This window comes from Pseudomonas sp. B414, from assembly GCF_055408445.1.
Window position 1 is genome coordinate 138,864 of the sequence record NZ_JBUZTQ010000003.1, and the last position, 20,385, is coordinate 159,248.

15 protein-coding genes and 2 tRNA genes are annotated in these 20,385 nt (G+C 58.7%); 9 read left to right on the forward strand and 8 right to left on the reverse strand.

All coding sequences use genetic code 11. The features are described from left to right. Positions 1 to 519 precede the first annotated feature (519 nt). On the forward strand, positions 520 to 867 hold the full coding sequence (locus ACZRMH_RS04145; RefSeq protein ID WP_464012293.1) for a DUF6124 family protein: 348 nt from the start codon (positions 520 to 522) through the stop codon (positions 865 to 867). A 365-nt stretch (positions 868 to 1,232) separates the two neighbouring features. On the opposite strand, the gene ACZRMH_RS04150 is transcribed toward ACZRMH_RS04145, so the two are convergent. From ACZRMH_RS04150 to ACZRMH_RS04185, 8 genes are all read right to left on the reverse strand, one after another. Next, complete coding sequence (locus ACZRMH_RS04150; protein WP_464012294.1) at positions 1,233 to 2,786, reverse strand: ABC transporter permease; 1,554 nt, start codon at positions 2,784 to 2,786, stop codon at positions 1,233 to 1,235. Continuing rightward, positions 2,786 to 3,808, reverse strand: a complete 1,023-nt coding sequence (locus ACZRMH_RS04155; protein ID WP_464012295.1) for an iron ABC transporter substrate-binding protein — start codon at positions 3,806 to 3,808, stop codon at positions 2,786 to 2,788. Before ACZRMH_RS04155 ends, ACZRMH_RS04150 begins: the two co-directional genes overlap by 1 nt. Before the next feature lie 231 nt (positions 3,809 to 4,039). Further along, positions 4,040 to 5,137 carry a cytochrome-c peroxidase gene (locus ACZRMH_RS04160; protein WP_464012296.1) on the reverse strand — a complete coding sequence of 366 codons (1,098 nt, stop codon included), beginning with the start codon at positions 5,135 to 5,137 and terminating at the stop codon, positions 4,040 to 4,042. Beyond that, on the reverse strand, positions 5,134 to 7,905 hold the full coding sequence (locus tag ACZRMH_RS04165) for a TonB-dependent receptor plug domain-containing protein (RefSeq protein ID WP_464012297.1): 2,772 nt from the start codon (positions 7,903 to 7,905) through the stop codon (positions 5,134 to 5,136). The genes ACZRMH_RS04160 and ACZRMH_RS04165 overlap by 4 nt, the downstream gene beginning before the upstream one ends. Positions 7,906 to 8,074: 169 nt before the next feature. After that, positions 8,075 to 9,037, reverse strand: coding sequence for a FecR family protein (locus ACZRMH_RS04170; protein ID WP_464012298.1), 963 nt, complete (start codon positions 9,035 to 9,037; stop codon positions 8,075 to 8,077). After that, a complete protein-coding gene (locus ACZRMH_RS04175) occupies positions 9,030 to 9,536 on the reverse strand; it encodes a sigma-70 family RNA polymerase sigma factor (protein WP_464012299.1) in 507 nt (168 codons plus the stop codon). Before ACZRMH_RS04175 ends, ACZRMH_RS04170 begins: the two co-directional genes overlap by 8 nt. A 191-nt stretch (positions 9,537 to 9,727) precedes the next feature. Next, positions 9,728 to 9,814 (reverse strand) — tRNA-Leu (locus tag ACZRMH_RS04180). 174 nt (positions 9,815 to 9,988) lie between these two features. Beyond that, positions 9,989 to 10,075 (reverse strand) — tRNA-Leu (locus ACZRMH_RS04185). 227 nt (positions 10,076 to 10,302) lie between these two features. Between ACZRMH_RS04185 and rnr the strand changes: the two genes are divergently transcribed. The 8 genes from rnr (at position 10,303) to ACZRMH_RS04225 (ending at position 20,203) form a co-directional block, all read left to right on the forward strand. Next, positions 10,303 to 12,966 (forward strand): ribonuclease R, encoded by a 2,664-nt coding sequence (gene rnr / locus ACZRMH_RS04190; RefSeq protein WP_464012300.1) that lies wholly within the window; start codon positions 10,303 to 10,305, stop codon positions 12,964 to 12,966. Beyond that, entirely contained in the window at positions 12,963 to 13,730 is a 768-nt protein-coding gene (rlmB, locus tag ACZRMH_RS04195; protein ID WP_464012301.1) for a 23S rRNA (guanosine(2251)-2'-O)-methyltransferase RlmB, read from the forward strand. The genes rnr and rlmB overlap by 4 nt, the downstream gene beginning before the upstream one ends. Before the next feature lie 306 nt (positions 13,731 to 14,036). Beyond that, positions 14,037 to 14,462 (forward strand): 30S ribosomal protein S6, encoded by a 426-nt coding sequence (gene rpsF, locus ACZRMH_RS04200; RefSeq protein ID WP_003439045.1) that lies wholly within the window; start codon positions 14,037 to 14,039, stop codon positions 14,460 to 14,462. Positions 14,463 to 14,490: 28 nt separating this feature from the next. After that, positions 14,491 to 14,721 (forward strand): 30S ribosomal protein S18, encoded by a 231-nt coding sequence (rpsR, locus tag ACZRMH_RS04205; RefSeq protein WP_003171373.1) that lies wholly within the window; start codon positions 14,491 to 14,493, stop codon positions 14,719 to 14,721. A 36-nt stretch (positions 14,722 to 14,757) separates the two neighbouring features. Further along, on the forward strand, positions 14,758 to 15,654 hold the full coding sequence (locus tag ACZRMH_RS04210) for a hypothetical protein (protein ID WP_464012302.1): 897 nt from the start codon (positions 14,758 to 14,760) through the stop codon (positions 15,652 to 15,654). A gap of 19 nt (positions 15,655 to 15,673) precedes the next feature. After that, positions 15,674 to 16,120, forward strand: coding sequence for a 50S ribosomal protein L9 (rplI, locus tag ACZRMH_RS04215; protein WP_003439047.1), 447 nt, complete (start codon positions 15,674 to 15,676; stop codon positions 16,118 to 16,120). Between the two features lie 134 nt (positions 16,121 to 16,254). Continuing rightward, complete coding sequence (gene dnaB / locus ACZRMH_RS04220) at positions 16,255 to 17,649, forward strand: replicative DNA helicase (RefSeq protein ID WP_016783319.1); 1,395 nt, start codon at positions 16,255 to 16,257, stop codon at positions 17,647 to 17,649. A gap of 247 nt (positions 17,650 to 17,896) precedes the next feature. Then, positions 17,897 to 20,203: a YgiQ family radical SAM protein gene (locus tag ACZRMH_RS04225; protein ID WP_464012385.1), complete on the forward strand. Its 2,307-nt coding sequence runs from the start codon at positions 17,897 to 17,899 to the stop codon at positions 20,201 to 20,203. Positions 20,204 to 20,385 lie beyond the last annotated feature (182 nt).

Here is a 20,385-nt window from a genome sequence, read left to right on the forward strand (position 1 = left end):
TAGCCGCTGCCGAGGAACGAAGGCTGCGTTCGGTGTGGTGCGCCACTGCGACGCAGCAGTCGTAAAACCTGACGCTGCGGTGTATCAGGTACATCCCGGACTCAGGTTTTACGACCGCTTCGCGCTCGAACGCAGCCTTCGTTCCTCGGCAGCGGCTACAGGACCGTAGCTGGCATTTGGCCTTTAATTTCAGGCATTTCGTACGACGTTTCGCTTTCATTCCCGTGAAACATCCTAGAAAATTCCGTTCACTTGCGCCGCTTAAAATCGGGGAATAGTCTCGGCCCATCGCTGCAAAATCAGCGGTCGGGTTTAGTCGCCCGGGTTAGTACACGGCGCAAGGTACCACCTGCGTGAGGCGCTTTTTTTCGCTCTGCGTTTATGGTGGCCGTGCGCAGGGCGCCCTTGTGGTGCGCCGGGTTTTCCGTGTACTCCGGTCGACTAACCTGCGCACGGCTGCCACCCATTCGTTTAGTCGCGATAAGTGGTTGCTCCTTTAGTAAATACGGAGTTTTAACCATGAAAAAGATCACCCCCGATCCACCTGTTTTACCCCTCGATGCTGCTGACAGTAACGACCCGTTGCTTGATCGTGCCGCCACTGAACGCGCCCTCAATTACTACCTGCAAGACCATAAGCCCGTTCGCCCAATGGGCGCGGCGATGTATGCCATCCTGCACAGTGTCAATTCAGAAGCGGCTTTGGCCCAGGCGTCAGACTTGTTGCGCTGTGCGGGTGCCTGCGCGAATGAGGCGGGGAATGGCTTGAGCGGGCCTTCGCGCGATTTAGTGTTGTCGGTCATGCACCTGGTGGAGCTGGCCAAGGGTTATGTCGACAAGTCGCTGGATACGCTGGTAACGCACTAAGGCAGCACGCGCCTGATTGGCGACAGGCGCGTCATTTGTATTACAAAATAACTGATCCACCGGGTACATATCCGGCATTTTCTTATAACTGGAATATTGGTTCCGCTCTTACAGAGAGTCCCTTTTAGAAGGACCTGTACGGACCCAAAAGGAACCAAAAGGTCCTCGCTCCATCGTACGGCCTTCGCTCCGGTTCTGCTCCGTGGGCCCGCCGTGAGGGCGGGCAAATCAACAACACTGCCCGCCGAGGCGGCCGACCGGCCGGCCTGTTTGGCGCGTGTGTACTGCATAATCTCCTGCAACTGCCAAGGGACGTAGCCTCGCAGGCTCGGCAACTGCTACGAAATTGTTTAGTCGCTTAGGCCTTAGCGGCGCAAATACATCTTCGTGGTCAATAGATACACCGGTAGCCCCGACACCAGAATCAACAACGCCGCATAAGGCGCCGCTGCCGCAAACTCGATATTCGAGGTATGCGACCACACCTGTGTCGCTAGGGTGTTAAGGCCGGTGGGGCTGAGCAGCAAGGTCGCCGTCAGTTCTTTCATCCCGTCCAGAAACACCAGGGCAAAGGCTGCGCCCAGCGCCGGAAAGATGATCGGCAAGGTCACCCGGCAAAATGCCGAGAACGACGTCGCGCCCAGGGTCCGCGCGGCCTCTTCCAGTTGCGGTGCGGCCTTGTTCAGCGCGGTACGGATCGGCGCCTGTGCCAGCGGTAAAAACAGCAGCGCGTAAGCAATCAGCAGCAAAGCCGAGGTCTGGTACAGCGCCGGTACGTAGTGCAGGGCGAAGTACACCAGTGCCAGGGCAATCACCAGCCCCGGCAGCGCATGCAGCAAGTAAGGCAGGCGTTCGGCCCAGATCGCCAGCGGGCCTTTATAGCGCACCACCAGCAGACCCACCGGCACGGCCAGCACCAGGCACAACGCGGCTCCGCCCAGCGCCAGTGACAGCGAAGAAAACAGCGCCTCGCCAATCTCGGCCAGCGGGAAGGCTGCCGAACTGCCCTTGACCAGCCAGTACACCAGCATGCCCAGCGGGATGCCACTGCCAATCACCGCCAGTGCCAGGCAATACAGCTGCCCCACCAGTGACCATTTGCCCAGTCGTACCTGCTCGGCACGTCGTGCCGCGCCCTGGCCGATACGAATATGGCGGCCCTTGCCGCGTACTTTCAGCTCCAGCCACAACAGGCTCAGGCACATCACCAGCAGCACTGCCGAGAGCATCGCGGCATTGGCGTTGCTGAATTCCAGTTCGAACTGTTGGTATATCGCTGTGGTGAATGTCTGCAAGCCGATGATCGACAGCGCGCCGAACTCCACCAGCATATGCAGGGCAATCAGTAGTGAGCCGGCCAGCAGCGACGGCCAGAGCAGCGGCAGGGTGATGGAGAAGAACACCCCCCAGCGGTTCTGGCCCAGGGTGCGGGCCGACTCTTCAAGGGCCGGGTCGAGGTTGCGCAGGGTGGCCGCCACCGGCAGAAAAATCAGCGGGTATTTGGACAGACTCATTACCAGGATCGCGCCGCCCAAACCCTCGAAGCTGGCACTGAGCGAAACCCAGGTGAAGCTGCTGACAAATGCCGGTACGGCAAACGGCAGGCACAAAATCACCCCCCACAGGCGCCGCCCCCGCAGGTTGCTACGCTCCAGCAGCCAGGCCAGGGACAGGCCGACCAGTGCACAGGTGAGCGTGACGCCGACCATCAGCAGCAGGGTATTGCGCATCAGGCCAAACACATAAGGCCGCCACAACAGGTGCAGCGCTTCAGACCACCCGGCTTGCCAGGCCTTGGTGCCGACATACAGCAGCGGCAGCAGGCTCAGGCCCACCAGTATCAGAACCGGCAACAGCAGCCAGATCGAAGGCTTTTTGCGGGTGGGTGTATAGCGTGCAGGTTGGGCGGCAGACAACATCAGAGCAGGCCTACATCACGTTCAAGGTCCAGGGCTTCTTCGGCGTTGCCCAGATCGGCAGGCGTCACTTTCGGCGGTTGCAACTCTTCAAATGGCTTGAGGCCACGTTCCGAGACCATGCCTTTGCGCATCGGGTATTCAGCGGTGGTGTTGGTGATCACCCGTTGGCCTTCTTCACTGGCCATATAAGCCAGCAACTGCTGGGCTTCTTTAGGGTGCTTGCTGGCTTTGAGCACGCCAGCGCTGGAGACAGTCACCAGGCCGCCCGCATCGCCATCGGTGAAGTAATAGAGCTTGGAGTCCAACTGGCCCTTCTCGCGCTGCAAGGCAAACCAGTAGTAGTTGTTGACCAGTACTGCGGCCACTTCACCGTTTTCTACCGCTTTGAGCGCCACCATGTTGTTGGTGTAGGTCTTGCCGAAGGCGCGCAGGCCAGTCAGCCATTCCTCGGCAGCTTCACGGCCGTGCAGCTTGATAATGGCCACGGCCTGTTCCTGGAAGGCGCCGCTGGTGGGCACAAAGCCGATCTTGCCTTGCCACTCCGGGTTGGCGAAATCCAGTACCGACTTGGGCAACTGGTCTTCACTGATCTTCTTCGGGTTGAACGCTACGACGCGGGTGCGCGCAGTCACGCCAATCCAGGTGCCGTTGGCGGCCACGTATTCTTTGGGCAGCGCGTCAAGGGTGCTGTCATCGGCCTTGGCCAGGAAGCCCTGCTCACCCAGGTTGTTCAGGGGCGGTGATTCTTCGGCGTAGAACACGTCTGCAGGCGAGCGGTCGCCTTCTTCCATAATCTGGCTGGCCAACTGGTTGCTGCTGCCCTTGCGCACATTGACGTGAATGCCGGTTTTGGCTTCGAAGGCTTTGGCGAGGTTGTCGCCGACTTCTTTGTGCTGGCCGTTGTACAGGGTCAGGGACACAGGGTCGGCAGCGTGGGCGGGAGCGGTCAGTGCAAGACCGAGAATGGAAAGAGTCAGACCGCGCAGTAGAGATGTCGCAAGCCGGGTATTTCGGAGCATCATTCGCTGGGTTCCTCGCTGGGTACTACAAAACTTGTAACAATAATAAACGATATTGTTTCTCAAGTGCGCTTGACCCAGCGTCCAATTGTGCAAGTGCGACGAACTGTGGTGCCCTGTTCCGCTTTCTGTGGGAGCGGGCTTGCTCGCGATGCAGGCAATGCGGTGTCACGGTAAACCGCGGTGATCCAGTCGCGGGCAAGCCCGCTCCCACAAAGAAACCTCGGGTGGTGCCTAAAGTGTGTCGAGAAAGCTGCGCAATGCCCGCAGTTCGTCCTTGTCCATGTTCAACGCCTTGAGCCGGTCGCTGGTCCGCGGAAATAGCGGGTCATTGACCTGCTGCGCATTCGGTTGCGGGCGCGGCATGCCCATGTTGTAGAACGCCAGGGTGCCTTCCATATTGACGAACAGGCCGTTGTGCATCCACGGTGCGGTCTTCATCACCAGGCGCAATGACGGGGTGCGGAATGCGCCCACGTCCTCAGGCTTGCGCGTCACTTCGTAGCGCCCAAGGTCCTCATATTTGCGCCCGTAGTAGCTCAGGCCGACGTTGTGAAACTGCTCGTCGCTCAGCGCCGGACCGAAGTGGCAGTTCATGCAGCGTGCCTTGGTGCGAAACAGGTGCAGGCCATAGAGCTGTTCATCACTCATGCGCTGCGGGCGCCCGCGCAGCAGTTGCTCGAAGGCGGTATTGCGCGTGGCGCTCACCAGTGTGCGCTGGAAGGTGGCCAGCGCTTGCCCGGTCTGCACGGCGGTAATCGGGCCTGCGCCGAAAATCTGCGCAAATTGCTCGCGGTAGGCAGCATCGGCATTGAGCCTTTGCAGCAACTGCGGGATATCGAAGGCCATTTCCAGCGGATCGATGATCGGGTGCATGGCCTGCTGCTCAAGGCCACCACCACGGCCATCCCAGAACAGTGCGGGGCTGTAGCCGCTCATGACCAGGCTGGGGGCATTGCGTCGCCCGCTTTGGCGGTCATGGCCAAAAGACACGCGGCGGCCATCGGCAAAGGCCATATCGGCTTCATGGCATGAGGCGCAGGCTATCTGCCCGGAGCGCGACAGTTTGGGGTCATTGAACAGTTTTTTGCCCAGCGCGGCCTTGGCGTCGCTGAACGGGTTGTCGGGCGGCGCCGGGGCGTGGGCGGGCAGGGCGGCCATTTCCTGCCACTGCACATCGGCATCCACCTGGGGGGCAGGCCATTGGGCCACTGGCTGACGGTATTGCTGGGCAATACAGGCTGTGTAGTCGCCAGCCTTTTCATCGCAGGCGGTTGCGCTCAGGGCCAGGCCGGGCAGGCTCAGACCGAGCAGGAGGAGGGCGGCCTTCAAAACTTGTACCCCACTTCCAGCATGAACTGACGGCCGACTTCATAAGTGGGCAGGCCGCTGGTCTCGGTAGCGCCGACGATCTTTTTGTCCAGCAGGTTGGTCACGTCGAGGTTGACGAAGACGGCCTGCTCCTTGGCGGTGGGCATTTCCCAGGCTACCCGGGTATCCCAGGTCAAAGCCCCGGAAAACGGGGTTTCTTCCCAGACATAAACCTGCTTGCCTTCATGCTCGACTTTCTTGTTTGTGGCAGCGATGCGGCGATAGCCGTCGCGATAGCGCAGGAAGTTGCTCCAGGTGACGTGCAGCGGTTCGATCTCGGTGATGGTGGTGAGGCGCGCTGTCCAGGGGCGGTTGTAGTTGGTCGCGGGCATGTCCGAGTACTTCATGAACTTGCCGTCATACTGGACCATCGGGTCTTCGACATAAGTGGCGCCGATATTCGCGGTGTAGCTGGACAGGCCGGTGTTGTTGATTTTGCTCCAGTCCATGGCGAACTGCCCCGAAGTGCGGGTGCTGCCCAGAGTAAAGGCTTGCAGCGGGGTAATGGTCAGGGTGTAGATATCGGCGTCGCTTTTGCCGCCGTTGTAGTAGGTGTAGTAGTTGGCCGCCAGGGTCCCGGTGTCCTCGGAGGGCTCGCCGATGTGTTCTCCCCAGGCGCGGCTGACCTGATCGCGGCCCATGCGTTTTACATATTTTACGGCGAACTCGGTGTTCCATTGCACATGGCTCAGACCCAGAGTCAGTTCGTCGTCGTAGGGCACTTTGAGTTGGTTGAATTTGCTGTCGTTGGCCACCTGCTTGTTCAGTACCCAGTCGGAGGTCTGGCTGGCCCGGGTGTATTCGGTGCTCATGGCCGCGACGCCGTCGCGCAGGCGGTAGGTATACAGGTTGCGGCCGTAGTAACGGTTGGCGCCGCCGGTGATACGGGTCTTGCTGTCACCAAACACGTCCAGCTCAATTGCCAGGCGCGGTGCCACGGTGGTCTGGCTCATGTAGTCATCACCGTCGATCCGCACGCCGGGCCTTACCGTCAGGCGCTTGTAGCGCATTTCGTCCTGCAGGTACAAAGCCCAGGTGCGGGTGTCGAAGCGGGTATTGCCCTGGGTCACGGTCTTTCTGTTGGCGTACTGGCCGTCCCAGCCATTGGCAAGGGTGGGGCCCATTGAACAGTAGGGGTCATTGTTCAGGCAGGTGCTGGTCTTGGCGACGGTGTAGCTGTTGTAAGGCTTGTTGCGCTCATAGCTGGCCGAGTTCTGCGACAGCTCCAGGCCGGATTGCAGCGCATGGTTGACGCCCATCCAGCTGAAGCTGTTCCAGTCGGCTTTTAGTTTGTAGGCCAGGGTTTTCTGGGTTTCTTCAATATCACCAAAGCCACCCTCGGTTGCGGCTCCTGAGTTGCTCCAGTTTTTGCTGGTGGAGGTGCGCCAGAAAATCATGTAGTCGCTGTCGGAGTAGCGCGAGGTGTTCAGCTCGCTCCAGCTCAGATTTTGCTCGACCCGGGCCAATGGCGCATTCCATACCAGGCGTGCGCTGAGGCTATCGCCTCCAGCCTCCATCTCACGGGCAGAGAGGATTGAATTGGGGCCAAAGGTTTTGGCGGTCTCCGGCGCATGAGTCAGGCTCAGGTCCAGCTTCCAGTCCTCGTTGACCTGCCAGACAGCCTTGAGAAAGTAGTTGTCGATGCGTCGGGTTTGCACTTCGGCCGCGTTGGCCGTATCGGTCTGGTTGGACACGGCGAAAACCCGGGTGGGGATGGTCGAGTCCTTGCGTGAAAAGCTGCCCAGCAAGCCGAAGTTGTCGGTCAGTTGCCCTTCGAGGGTGAGGCGGGTGATGAGCTTTTTGAATTCGGGCTGGTTGCTGTTGCCAAAGCCGGCCTCAAAGCTTTCCAGGTCCGGGTCATCTTCATTCAGGTGGTAGCGGGTCCACTCGGAGCGGGTCATTTGCGCCGAGAGCTTGCCGTGAAAGCCTGCCTTGGGGTCGCGGGTATTGGCCTGTACCACGCCGCCGTTAAAGCCGCCATATTCGGCGGGCACATTGCTGTCGTAGACCTTGATGTCCTCAAGCAGGTCGGTGTCCAGTGCCAGGCCCTGACTGCGCCCTGGCAGTTCATCAAAGTCATCGTTGGTGCCGCCGGGGTCGAGGTCGTTGTTCATGCTCATGCCGTCGACGATAAACAGGTTCTGCCAGGGCCTTGCGCCGTTGATGCTGATATCGGCGGGGGCGATTTCCCCCGGTGTCTTGCTGCTTAGCTGGTTGTTATCGAACTGCACATTGGGGTTGGTGCGCAGCAGGCTGGTGATATCGCCGTTGCCTGAGGGCAGGCTTTCGATCATTTGCCGGTCTATCACCTGTTCGCCTTGAAACACCGAATCCATGGCGGTGATCGGTGTGCTTTTGATCAGCAGCGCATTGTTTTCCGCGGGCGGCAGGATCGAGGCGCTGTCGGCGGAGGTCACCTCCCATTGCATGCCGCTGCCACGCAGCAGGCGGGCGAGGGCTTTTTCGGGGCTCATGTCGCCGTCCACTGAGGAGCTGCTGAGCCCGGTGAGCAATGCGCTTTCCGCGCTGACCTGCCAACCCGACTGCTGGGAAAACGCAATCAGGGCGCTGGCCAGAGGCTGGGCCGGGATCTTGAAATGCAGTTGCTGGCGGTTGAGTTGCACATCGGGCACAGGGCTGGCGGCACTGGCCAGTGTTGGCAGGCCAAGCAGCACGGCCAGGGCCAGAGGGCGGTAGAGACGGACGCAACGCAAACGCGAAGAGGGCATGAGGTGACCTACGAAATGAAACGCCATAGTCACTAATGCGAATCTTTATCAGTGACGTTCGTAGGTAAAGACTCTTGGGCGAAGAGGATTTCCAGAAATAAATGAAAATAGTTTTATGGGGCTGGCAGCTGTGTGGGGGCTCCCACAGGCAGGATTTGCAGCCCGAGGGTTAGGGCTTGGCCGAAACAATCAGGGTATAAGGCACACTGTCTTGCAGGCGGCCGCCCAGTGGGGCAATGGCGGTTTGCAATGCGCGCTTGGGGTCGCGCAGGTTGAGCGCAGCAGTAATGCGACGCTGGCCCAGTGCCTTGTCGGTCAACAGAATCAGGCCGGGCTGATACCGTCGCAATTGCATGATCACATCATCGATGGACTGATCGATCGCCACCAACTGCCAGCGCCGCCAGGGGGCGATTTGCTCTTGGGGCAATTGCACAATGCGGGTGTGCTGGTCGCGGGTGGTGAAGTGCAACTGATCACCATTGCCCAGCAGGTGCGTAGCAGAACTTGAGGATTGTGGTGTCTGTACCGCGACCGAACCGCTCTCGACACTCACATCCACGCCTTGATCACCCAGGCTTACGGCAAACTCGGTACCAGTCACGCGAACTCTTACATCACCGGCATTCACATAGAACGCCCGGAGGGCATCAGGCTTGACCGAGAAAAATGCCTGGCCGCGCAGCAGGGTGACTTCCCGATGCTCTGGATCGAACTGCACGTTGGCCAGGGTGTCGCTGTCCAGCAGCATCTGGCTGCCATCGCTCAGTGCGATGGTGCGGTGTTCAGCAGTAGGGCTGCTGTGGTCGGCCTGCATCGCTTGCCAGTCGGGCAGCCACATCAGCATGGCGCTGGCGGCTACCGCAGCGCCGACCAGTGCGCGCTTGCGCCGGGTAAGACGCGGGGGCGGGCGGGCTGCCAAGGGGATGGGGGCAGCAGCTGCCGGCAGGCTCAAGGCCTCGCCGCTCAGGCTCCATACCTTCAGCGCCTTGCGATAAGCCGCGTCATGTTCCGGCGCGCTGGCGCGCCACTGGTTCAGGCGTTCGGCAAGTTCGGTGTCGTGGGGGTTCTCCTGGATCAGCAGCAGCCAGTCCAGTGCGGTTTCCCAGATCGGGTTCGGGTTGTCACTCATCACTCAGTTGTTCCGCGCAGTAGGTCAGGGCGTCGCGGACCAATTGGTGGGCCAGGCTCACGGATATGCCCAGTTGCGTGCCGATTTTTTGAAATGTCAGGCCTTGCAGTCGATGCAGCACAAAGGCCTGGCGCGTGCGTTCCGGCAAGCGGGCCAAAGCATGTTGCAATTTGCGCAGTTCGTCCAGATGCAAGGCTTGCTGTTCGGGCGACGGGCTGCTGGAAACATGCTCGTCCAGTGATTCACCGTGGGTGGTATGGCGGTTTTCCAGGCTGGCCCGGCGGTTGAGGTCAAAGGCCAGGTTGCGCACGATGCGATACAGATAGCCGACCGGCTGTGTTAGCGGGATAAGGGTGTCCGTGCCCTGGCTGAAACGCAGCCAGGCATCTTGCACTACATCTTCTGCCTTGGCGCGGCAGCCCACGATGGGTGCGGCGTAGTCGACCAGAGCAAGTCGATGGGCGAGGTAGAGCTGGAGCCGGTCGTTGGTGTCGTGCACGAGAATCCAGGAGGACGCGCTAGAGGTATGAAGTTGGCTGGATATTAATGCGGATGAGATGGATTATCAAATACGACCTTGGGATCGCTGATAAAAGTTATCGCAGGCGGGGAGAGGAATCCCGGAAACTAAAAAGCCCGCTTTCGCGGGCTTTTTGAGTGGTTTTACAGGGTGAACCTGTAAACCTGAATTGGTGCCCAGAAGAAGACTCGAACTTCCACGACCTTGCGGTCACCAGCACCTGAAGCTGGCGTGTCTACCAATTTCACCATCTGGGCAGTATCAGCAACGTTGCCGCTGTTGATGTGGCGCATAATACGGAGAGCTTTTGGATCTGTAAACCCCTGTTTTAATTTTATTAAATCAGTGGCTTAGAAGATCCAGAATGCAAAAACCCGCTTTCGCGGGTTTTTGTGTGAGGCTGAAGAGTGTACTACTCTGCAATCTCGAATTGGTGCCCAGAAGAAGACTCGAACTTCCACGACCTTGCGATCACCAGCACCTGAAGCTGGCGTGTCTACCAATTTCACCATCTGGGCAGTATCTTCAACGCTGTTGCCGTTGTTGATGGCGCGCATCTTACGGACGAACCTTTGACCTGTAAAGCGTTGTGTTTAAAAATATCGAAAATATTTCGCGAACGGTTGGTCGGCAGCGTCAAACTGCGTCAGAAAGGACTATTAAGGCCCGGTGAGTGCCTGAAATTTCCCGTTTCAATACGCGTATGCCAAACTAACCCGCATATAGACAAGGTGAAAACTATCTAATGGCCGATTGGCAGACCCTCGATCCCGAGGCCGCACGTGAAGCGGAAAAATACGAAAACCCTATCCCTAGCCGCGAACTGATCCTTCAGCACCTGGCCGAGCGTGGCTCGCCTGCTGCTCGTGAACAGTTGGTGGAAGAGTTCGGTCTGACTACAGAAGACCAAATCGAGGCCTTGCGTCGTCGCTTGCGTGCGATGGAGCGCGATGCCCAGCTGATCTATACCCGCCGTGGTACTTATGCGCCGGTGGACAAGCTCGACCTGATTCTCGGCCGCATCAGTGGTCACCGCGATGGCTTCGGCTTCCTGATCCCGGATGATGGCAGCGACGACCTGTTCATGAGCCCGGCGCAAATGCGTCTGGTGTTCGATGGCGACCGTGCGCTGGCCCGTGTTTCGGGGCTGGACCGCCGTGGCCGCCGCGAAGGCGTGATCGTCGAAGTGGTCTCGCGTGCTCACGAAACCATCGTAGGTCGTTACTTTGAAGAAGGCGGCATCGGCTTTGTAGTGGCCGACAACCCGAAGATCCAGCAGGAAGTACTGGTGACCCCGGGCCGCAATGCTGGCGCGAAAATCGGCCAGTTCGTCGAAGTGAAGATCACTCACTGGCCGACGCCGCGTTTCCAGCCGCAAGGCGATGTGCTCGAGGTTGTAGGCAACTACATGGCTCCGGGCATGGAAATCGATATTGCCCTGCGCACTTACGACATTCCCCACGTCTGGCCTGAAGCTGTCCTTAAGGAAGCGGGCCGGTTGAAGCCGGAAGTCGAAGACAAAGACAAAGAGAAGCGCATCGACCTGCGTCATCTGCCGTTCGTCACCATTGACGGCGAAGATGCTCGTGACTTCGATGACGCCGTATTCTGCGAAGCCAAGCCTGGCAAGCTGCGCCTGTTCTCCGGCGGCTGGAAGTTGTACGTGGCGATTGCCGACGTTTCCAGCTACGTGAAAATCGGCTCGGCCCTGGATGCCGAAGCCCAGGTTCGCGGCAACTCGGTGTATTTCCCTGAGCGCGTGATCCCGATGCTGCCTGAGCAGCTGTCCAACGGTCTGTGCTCCCTGAACCCGCATGTCGACCGTCTGGCCATGGTTTGCGAGATGACCATCTCCAAAACCGGCGAAATGACTGACTACCAGTTCTACGAAGCGGTGATCCACTCCCAGGCGCGTCTGACCTACAACAAGGTCAGCACCATCCTGGAGCAGCCGAAAACCAGCGAAGCCAAGCAACTGCGCAGCGAATACGCTGATGTAGTGCCGCACCTCAAGCAGCTGTACTCGCTGTACAAGGTGTTGCTGGCCGCTCGTCATACCCGTGGCGCGATTGATTTTGAAACCCAGGAAACCCGGATCATCTTCGGTTCCGATCGCAAAATCGCCGATATTCGCCCAACCACCCGTAATGATGCGCACAAGCTGATTGAAGAGTGCATGCTGGCAGCCAACGTAGCCACTGCGGAATTCCTCAAGAAGCACGAAATTCCAGCGCTGTATCGCGTGCACGATGGTCCGCCGCCCGAGCGTCTGGAAAAGCTCCGCGCGTTCCTTGGTGAGCTGGGTCTGAGCCTGCACAAAGGCAAGGACGGCCCGTCGCCGAAGGATTACCAGGCATTGCTGGCCAGCATCAAGGATCGTCCGGATTTCCACCTGATCCAGACCGTGATGCTGCGCTCGTTGAGCCAGGCGGTGTACAGCGCTGATAATCAGGGCCACTTCGGCCTGAACTATGAAGCCTATACCCACTTCACCTCGCCGATCCGCCGCTACCCGGATCTGTTGACGCACCGTGCGATCCGTAGCGTGATCCATTCCAAAATGGACACCCCGCACGTTCGCCGTGCTGGCGCGATGACCATTCCGAAAGCGCGCATCTATCCGTACGACGAAGCGATCCTGGAGCAGCTCGGTGAGCAGTGCTCGATGAGCGAGCGCCGTGCCGACGAAGCGACCCGTGACGTGACCAACTGGCTCAAGTGCGAGTTCATGAAGGATCGTGTCGGCGAGTCGTTCCCGGGTGTGGTAACGGCAGTGACCGGTTTTGGCCTGTTCGTGGAGTTGACCGACATTTATGTCGAAGGTCTGGTCCACGTGACCGCCTTGCCGGGTGACTACTACCACTTCGACCCTGTGCATCACCGCCTGGCGGGCGAGCGCACCGGTCGCAGCTTCCGCTTGGGCGATACCGTTGAAGTGCGGGTCATGCGTGTCGATCTCGATGAGCGCAAGATCGACTTCGAAATGGCAGAAAAAACCCTCAGTGCGCCGATTGGTCGTAAAAATCGCACTGCTGATGCGCCTAAAGCCAAGAATGCTGGCAAGGCAGGCACCAAACCGACTGAAAAGCCGGTTGAGCCAGCCCCGGCGGCACGTCGCAGTGCGCCGGCCAAACCGGCTAAAAAATCCACCGACGATGCCTATCGCCCAAGCGATGCGGCGGCAAAAAACGCCGAGCTGCGCAAAAGTCGTGAATTGAAACAGGCGCTGTTGGCCGAATCGAAAAGCGGCGGTCGGACATCGGAGCCGGGAAAGTCGGGTAGAGGGGCGCCTGCAAAAGATGCAGGCAAACCTTCAAAACCGAGCAAACATCGTAAAGGCCCGCCAAAATCGGGCGCCGCTCCTGCTGCCAAAAGCGGCGGGTCGCGCAAACCTAAGGCCAAGTCATGAGTCAGTTGGAAAAAATCTACGGCATTCACGCCGTAGAAGCGTTGCTTCGTCATCACCCCAAGCGCGTCAAGCAAGTGTGGTTGGCCGAGGGTCGTAGCGACCCTCGCGTGCAAACCCTGATCACTCTGGCGGATGAAAGCCGGGTGCCGGTGGGCAACGCTGAACGTCGCGAAATGGACGTTTGGGTCGAAGGCGTGCACCAGGGTGTTGTGGCGGATGTAAGCCCGAGCCAGGTGTGGGGCGAGGCCATGCTCAACGAATTGCTGGATCGCACCGAAGGTGCTCCGCTGATTCTGGTGCTGGACGGCGTGACCGATCCGCACAACCTCGGTGCTTGCCTGCGTACGGCCGATGCGGCCGGTGCGTTGGCGGTTATCGTGCCGAAGGACAAGTCTGCAACCTTGACTCCGACTGTACGAAAAGTAGCCTGCGGCGCAGCGGAAGTGATTCCGTTGGTTGCAGTTACCAACCTGGCAGCCACCCTGAAAAAGCTCCAGCAGCGCGGCCTGTGGATCGTCGGTACTGCCGGCGAAGCCGAGCAGGAGCTGTACGAGCAAGACCTGACTGGCCCGACCATCCTGATCATGGGTGCCGAAGGCAAAGGCATGCGTCGTCTGACGCGTGAGCATTGCGATTACCTGGTGCGCCTGCCGATGGCTGGTAGCGTCAGCAGCCTGAACGTGTCGGTGGCAACGGGCGTTTGCCTGTTCGAAGCCCTGCGTCAGCGCAGCGTCAAAGCCAAGTCGCCTGCGAAAAAGAAGTAAGCAAAGCAGCTTTGAAATGTGGGAGCGGGCTTGCTCGCGATGGGTGTCACGCGCGGTCTCTGGATGACCGTGCTGATGCCATCGCGAGCAAGCCTGCTCCCACATTGGTTTGTGGTGTCTATAGGCAAAGATTGTTCAAATAATCACCAATTGCCTTGCGCCTCTGTTGTCCCTTCTCTACAATTGCGCCCCTTGCCGTCATGGCGGGCGCATATGTGCCTCTCTAGGCAAGACACACAAGTGTCATTCACTCCTTGTCTGACCGCTTTTTAGTTAGCGGCAGGCTACAACCCGTAAGGAGCATTCATGCGTCATTACGAAATCATCTTTTTGGTCCACCCGGATCAAAGCGAACAAGTCGGCGGCATGGTAGAGCGTTACACCAAGCTGATCGAAGAAGACGGCGGCAAAATCCACCGTCTGGAAGATTGGGGCCGTCGTCAACTGGCCTACGCAATCAACAATGTTCACAAGGCTCACTACGTGATGCTGAACGTTGAATGCACTGGCAAAGCCCTGGCTGAGCTGGAAGACAACTTCCGTTACAACGATGCTGTGATCCGTAACCTGGTCATCCGTCGCGACGAAGCCGTAACTGGCCAGTCCGAGATGCTCAAGGCTGAAGAGAACCGCAGTGAGCGCCGTGAGCGTCGTGACCGTCCTGAGCATTCTGACAGCGCCGATGGCGATGACAGCGATAACAGCGACGCCAGCGATAACGCTGACGAGTAATCCACGGACCTTTTGAGGAGCCAATTACATGGCACGTTTCTTCCGTCGTCGTAAATTCTGCCGCTTCACCGCAGAAGAAGTGAAAGAGATCGATTACAAAGATCTCAACACTCTGAAAGCTTACGTATCCGAGACCGGCAAAATTGTTCCAAGCCGTATCACCGGTACTAAAGCTCGTTATCAGCGTCAGCTGGCCACCGCTATCAAGCGCGCCCGCTTCCTGGCCCTGCTGGCCTACACCGACAGCCACGGCCGCTGAGACCGGGCAGTCGACAAGTAGTAAAGGATTGAAAGCATGCGCGCCTTAGCTGAGTTCATCATGCGAGGCCGTGTGCAGGCCACGTTAATCGTGGCCGGATGTGCGGCATTGCCGTTCTTGTTCTGGTTGAGTGCTGCTGCAGGTTGCCTTGTGCTTCTGCGGCGCGGTCCGAGAGATGCCTTGAGCATCCTCTCATGGGCTTTACTGCCGGCCTTGGTCTGGTGGTTTATCGGAGAGCCTCGCACCCTTATGGTGTTGCTGGGAACTCTGGGGTTGGCGTTGATGTTACGCGCCGGCCAGTCCTGGAATCGCGTGCTGCTGGTCAGCGTAGCGTTGGGTGTGGTGTATGGCGTGATCCTGGGTACGGTTTTCCGCGAACCCATTGGTGCGATGGCGCAGGAGTTGGAAAAACTTCTGCCGCAGGTCCTCAATGGTCTCTACGACAAGTTATCTGACGTAGAGCGAGCGCGCCTTGGAGCATTGATTGCACCCGTCCTCACCGGTTTGATTGCAGCTTTGATGCAGGTCGTCAGCGTGCTTAGCCTGATGCTTGGGCGTTATTGGCAGGCGTTGTTGTATAACCCGGGCGGTTTTGCCAGCGAATTTCGCAGCATCCGCCTACCGCTGGGACCAGCGCTCGTATTGCTGGCGTGCATGCTTGTAGGGCCGAACTTCGGTCCCGAAATGGCCATGCTTACGCCGTTGTGCAGCGTAGCGTTGTTCTTCGCCGGGCTGGCCCTGATTCATGGGCTGGTGGCGCAAAAGCGACTGGCCAAGTTTTGGCTGGTGGGGTTGTACGTCACGCTGTTGCTGTTTATGCAGCTGATCTATCCGTTGCTCGTGGTTTTGGCCATTGTCGACAGCCTGATTTATTTTCGCGGACGTCTGGCGCCGAAAGGCACCGATAAAGACTCTGCGGACGGTGAAGGTTAAAAGTTAAGAGGATTTTCACATGCAACTGATCCTTCTGGAAAAAGTCGCGAACCTGGGCAACCTGGGCGACAAAGTAAATGTTAAGGCCGGTTACGGTCGTAACTACCTGCTGCCGTACGGCAAAGCTACCGCTGCAACCGCTGCCAACCTGGCTGCGTTTGAAGAGCGTCGTGCTGAGCTGGAACAAGCTGCTGCAGACAAGAAAGCTTCGGCTGAAACACGCGCTGCCCAACTGGCTGAGCTGGAAGTGACTATCACTGCCACCGCTGGCGACGAAGGCAAGCTGTTCGGTTCGATCGGTACTCACGACATCGCTGATGCACTGACCGCCTCCGGCGTTGAAGTTGCTAAAAGCGAAGTTCGTCTGCCGAACGGCACTATCCGCAACGTTGGCGAATTCGACGTGGCTGTGCACCTGCACGCCGAAGTTGAAGCAACCGTACGCGTTGTTGTGGTAGCTGCTTAAGCAGTCTTAACTGACTGGCACCTTGCGTGCCGGACGGTTAACATCGGGCACGATCCTGTTTACAGGTCGTGCCCTTTGTATTTGTGCAGTTCCTGTTTTTCAAACCCCCTGCTTTTCTGAACAACCAAGTGGCCATGAACGATATCTCCGCTCCTGAGCAATATGATCTACAAACCGCAGCCCTGAAGGTGCCTCCGCATTCCATCGAGGCCGAACAGGCTGTGCTCGGTGGTTTGATGCTGGATAACAACGCCTGGGAACGCGTGCTGGATCAGGTCTCGGACGGTGATTTCTATCGACATGACCACCGCCTGATCTTCCGCGCCATTGCCAAACTGGCGGACCAGAACTCGCCGATCGACGTCGTGACCCTTGCCGAGCAATTGGACAAGGAAGGTCAGACCTCGCAAGTCGGTGGCCTGGGTTACCTGGGTGAGCTGGCCAAAAACACGCCGTCTGTCGCCAACATCAAGGCTTACGCCCAAATCGTGCGCCAGCGTGCGACTTTGCGTCAGCTGATCGGTATCAGCACCGAGATCGCCGACAGCGCGTTCAACCCGGAAGGGCGTAGCGCCGAAGAAATCCTCGATGAAGCCGAGCGGCAGATTTTCGCGATTGCCGAGGCCCGGCCAAAAACCGGCGGCCCGGTAAGCGTCAATGACCTGCTGACCAAAGCCATCGACCGTATCGATACACTGTTCAATACCGACAACGCCATCACTGGCCTGTCCACCGGTTATACCGACCTGGACGGCATGACCAGCGGCCTGCAGCCTGCAGACTTGATTATCGTTGCGGGTCGTCCATCGATGGGTAAAACCACCTTTGCGATGAACCTGGTTGAAAACGCCGTGTTGCGCAGCGAAAAAGCGGTACTGGTCTACTCCCTCGAGATGCCAGGTGAATCGCTGATCATGCGTATGCTGTCGTCCCTGGGTCGTATCGACCAGACCAAGGTTCGTGCCGGTCGCCTCGAAGACGACGATTGGCCGCGCCTGACCTCGGCGGTCAACCTGCTCAACGACCGCAAGCTGTTTATCGATGACACGGCCGGTATCAGCCCGTCGGAAATGCGCGCCCGTACCCGACGCCTGGTACGTGAGCACGGCGATATCGGCCTGATCATGATCGACTACCTGCAACTGATGCAGATTCCGGGTTCGGGCGGTGACAACCGTACCAACGAAATCTCCGAGATTTCCCGATCCCTCAAGGCCCTGGCCAAGGAATTCAACTGCCCGGTAGTGGCGCTGTCACAGCTCAACCGTTCCCTTGAGCAGCGGCCCAACAAGCGCCCGATCAACTCCGACTTGCGTGAATCCGGAGCCATCGAGCAGGATGCCGACGTCATCATGTTTGTGTACCGGGACGAGGTGTATCACCCCGAGACCGAGCACAAGGGCATTGCCGAGATCATTATCGGCAAGCAGCGTAATGGCCCGATCGGTACTACGCGCCTGGCGTTTATCGGCAAATACACGCGCTTTGAAAACCTGGCGCCGGGCAGTTACAACTTCGACGACGATTAATCGTCAACAGCTCCTCTGAATGGGGAGTGTGGGAGCGGGCTTGCTCGCGATGGCATCGACGCGGTCAATCAGATGGGCCGCGCCGCCTGAATCGCGAGCAAGCCCGCTCCCACAGACAATCTGCCTGTGCCAATCAATTCCGACCATTGCCGTCGGAATTGATCACTTTTTGTGCTATATTCCGCGCCCGCGAATTTCTTAGCAAATGACGCGCCCCCATTTTCTGTACTCAACACCGGTCATCGACATGCAAGCAGCCAAGCCTCTATTTGACTATCCGAAGTACTGGGCCGAATGTTTCGGTCCAGCGCCATTCCTGCCTATGAGCAGGGAGGAGATGGATCAGCTTGGCTGGGATTCATGCGACATCATCATCGTCACCGGTGATGCCTATGTCGATCACCCGTCGTTCGGCATGGCCATCATCGGTCGCTTGCTGGAGTCCCAGGGGTTCCGTGTGGGCATCATTGCCCAGCCGAACTGGCAGTCCAAAGACGACTTCATGAAGCTGGGCGAGCCGAACCTGTTCTTCGGCGTCGCGGCTGGCAACATGGACTCGATGATCAACCGCTACACCGCTGACAAAAAGATCCGCTCCGATGACGCCTACACCCCTGGTGGCATGGCTGGCAAACGTCCGGATCGCGCCAGCCTGGTGTACAGCCAGCGCTGCAAGGAAGCCTACAAGAATGTGCCGATCGTACTCGGCGGCATCGAGGCCTCCCTGCGCCGCATCGCGCACTACGACTACTGGCAGGACCGTGTACGCAACTCGATCCTGATCGACGCCTGCGCCGATATTCTGCTGTACGGCAACGCCGAGCGGGCCATTGTTGAAGTGGCCCAGCGTCTGTCCTACGGTCACAAGATCGAAGACATCACTGACGTTCGCGGCACCGCGTTTATTCGCCGTGATACGCCAAAAGACTGGTACGAAGTGGACTCCACGCGTATCGACCGTCCGGGCAAGGTCGACAAGATCATCAACCCGTACGTCAATACCCAGGACACCCAGGCCTGCGCCATCGAGCAGGAAAAGGGCCCGGTAGAAGACCCGAACGAAGCCAAGGTTGTACAAATTTTGGCCAGCCCGCGCATGACCCGTGACAAGACGGTAATCCGCTTGCCATCGGTCGAGAAAGTGCGTGCCGATGCGGTTCTGTACGCCCACGCCAACCGCGTGCTGCACCTTGAGACCAACCCGGGCAACGCCCGTGCGCTGGTACAAAAGCATGGCGAAGTGGATGTGTGGTTCAACCCGCCACCGATTCCGATGACCACCGAAGAGATGGACTACGTGTTTGGCATGCCTTACGCACGTATTCCCCATCCTGCGTACGGCAAGGAAAAGATCCCTGCCTACGACATGATCCGCTTCTCGGTAAATATCATGCGTGGCTGCTTCGGTGGCTGCACCTTCTGCTCGATCACTGAGCACGAAGGCCGGATCATCCAGAACCGTTCCGAAGAGTCGATCATTCGCGAGATCGAAGAGATCCGCGACAAGGTGCCAGGCTTTACCGGCGTTATTTCCGACCTTGGCGGCCCGACCGCGAATATGTACCGGATTGCCTGCAAAACCCCGGAAATCGAATCCGCGTGCCGCAAGCCGTCCTGCGTGTTCCCTGGCATCTGCCCGAACCTGAACACCGACCACTCGTCGCTGATCCAGTTGTATCGCAGTGCGCGTGCCTTGCCGGGCGTGAAAAAGATCCTGATCGCCTCTGGCTTGCGCTACGACCTTGCAGTCGAGTCGCCGGAATACGTGAAGGAACTGGTTACCCACCACGTCGGTGGTTACCTGAAGATCGCCCCGGAACACACCGAGGAAGGTCCGCTCAACCAGATGATGAAGCCGGGTATTGGCAGCTATGACAAGTTCAAGCGCATGTTCGAGAAGTACACCAAGGAAGCAGGTAAAGAGCAGTACCTGATCCCGTACTTCATTGCGGCCCACCCGGGCACCAAAGACGAAGACATGATGAACCTGGCCATCTGGCTCAAGACCAACGGTTTCCGTGCCGACCAGGTGCAGGCGTTCTACCCGTCGCCGATGGCGACTGCTACCGCGATGTACCACTCGGGCAAGAATCCGTTGCGCAAGGTCACGTACAAGAGCGATTCGGTCACTATCGTCAAGAGCGAAGAGCAGCGCCGTCTGCACAAGGCGTTCTTGCGTTACCACGATCCGAAGGGCTGGCCGATGCTGCGTGAAGCCCTGACCCGCATGGGCCGTGCCGACCTGATCGGTTCGGGTAAGGACCAACTGATTCCGCTGCATCAGCCTGCAACTGACAGCTACCAGAGTGCGCGTCGCAAAAACTCGACACCTGCTGGCAGCCACAAAGTCGCCGGGGAGAAGACCACCAAGATCCTCACCCAGCACACCGGCCTGCCGCCGCGTGCCAGCGATGGTGGCAACCCGTGGGACAAGCGCGAACAGGCCAAGGCCGCAGCGTTTGCGCGTAACAAACAGGCTGCCAAAGAGCGTCAGGAAGCGGCCAAGGGCGGCAAAAGCCAGCGCCCGGCCCGTAAGCCGGTAGTGCCGCGCTAAATAACTGACGGATTGTGGGAGCGGGCTTGCTCGCGATGCAGACGACGCGGTTTGTGCCGAATCGCGGTGACCCCATCGCGAGCAAACCCGCTCCCACACAAAAGCCAACGCCAGCCTTAGGGCTGGCGTTGTGCTTTCTGGGCGTCGACAAGCCTGCCAGGCGTACGTAGGCTGTTTACTGT

What these genes read in the sequence shown, in the direction of transcription:
- ACZRMH_RS04150 (WP_464012294.1), bottom strand. Translation starts at nt 2,786, where the DNA reads ATGTTGTCTGCCGCCCAACCTGCACGCTATACACCCACCCGCAAAAAG.
- rpsF (WP_003439045.1), top strand. Translation starts at nt 14,037, where the DNA reads ATGCGTCATTACGAAATCATCTTTTTGGTCCACCCGGATCAAAGCGAA.
- dnaB (WP_016783319.1), top strand. Translation starts at nt 16,255, where the DNA reads ATGAACGATATCTCCGCTCCTGAGCAATATGATCTACAAACCGCAGCC.
- ACZRMH_RS04170 (WP_464012298.1), bottom strand. Translation starts at nt 9,037, where the DNA reads ATGAGTGACAACCCGAACCCGATCTGGGAAACCGCACTGGACTGGCTG.
- ACZRMH_RS04145 (WP_464012293.1), top strand. Translation starts at nt 520, where the DNA reads ATGAAAAAGATCACCCCCGATCCACCTGTTTTACCCCTCGATGCTGCT.
- ACZRMH_RS04165 (WP_464012297.1), bottom strand. Translation starts at nt 7,905, where the DNA reads ATGCCCTCTTCGCGTTTGCGTTGCGTCCGTCTCTACCGCCCTCTGGCC.
- rnr (WP_464012300.1), top strand. Translation starts at nt 10,303, where the DNA reads ATGGCCGATTGGCAGACCCTCGATCCCGAGGCCGCACGTGAAGCGGAA.
- ACZRMH_RS04225 (WP_464012385.1), top strand. Translation starts at nt 17,897, where the DNA reads ATGCAAGCAGCCAAGCCTCTATTTGACTATCCGAAGTACTGGGCCGAA.
- ACZRMH_RS04210 (WP_464012302.1), top strand. Translation starts at nt 14,758, where the DNA reads ATGCGCGCCTTAGCTGAGTTCATCATGCGAGGCCGTGTGCAGGCCACG.
- rpsR (WP_003171373.1), top strand. Translation starts at nt 14,491, where the DNA reads ATGGCACGTTTCTTCCGTCGTCGTAAATTCTGCCGCTTCACCGCAGAA.
- rlmB (WP_464012301.1), top strand. Translation starts at nt 12,963, where the DNA reads ATGAGTCAGTTGGAAAAAATCTACGGCATTCACGCCGTAGAAGCGTTG.
- rplI (WP_003439047.1), top strand. Translation starts at nt 15,674, where the DNA reads ATGCAACTGATCCTTCTGGAAAAAGTCGCGAACCTGGGCAACCTGGGC.
- ACZRMH_RS04155 (WP_464012295.1), bottom strand. Translation starts at nt 3,808, where the DNA reads ATGATGCTCCGAAATACCCGGCTTGCGACATCTCTACTGCGCGGTCTG.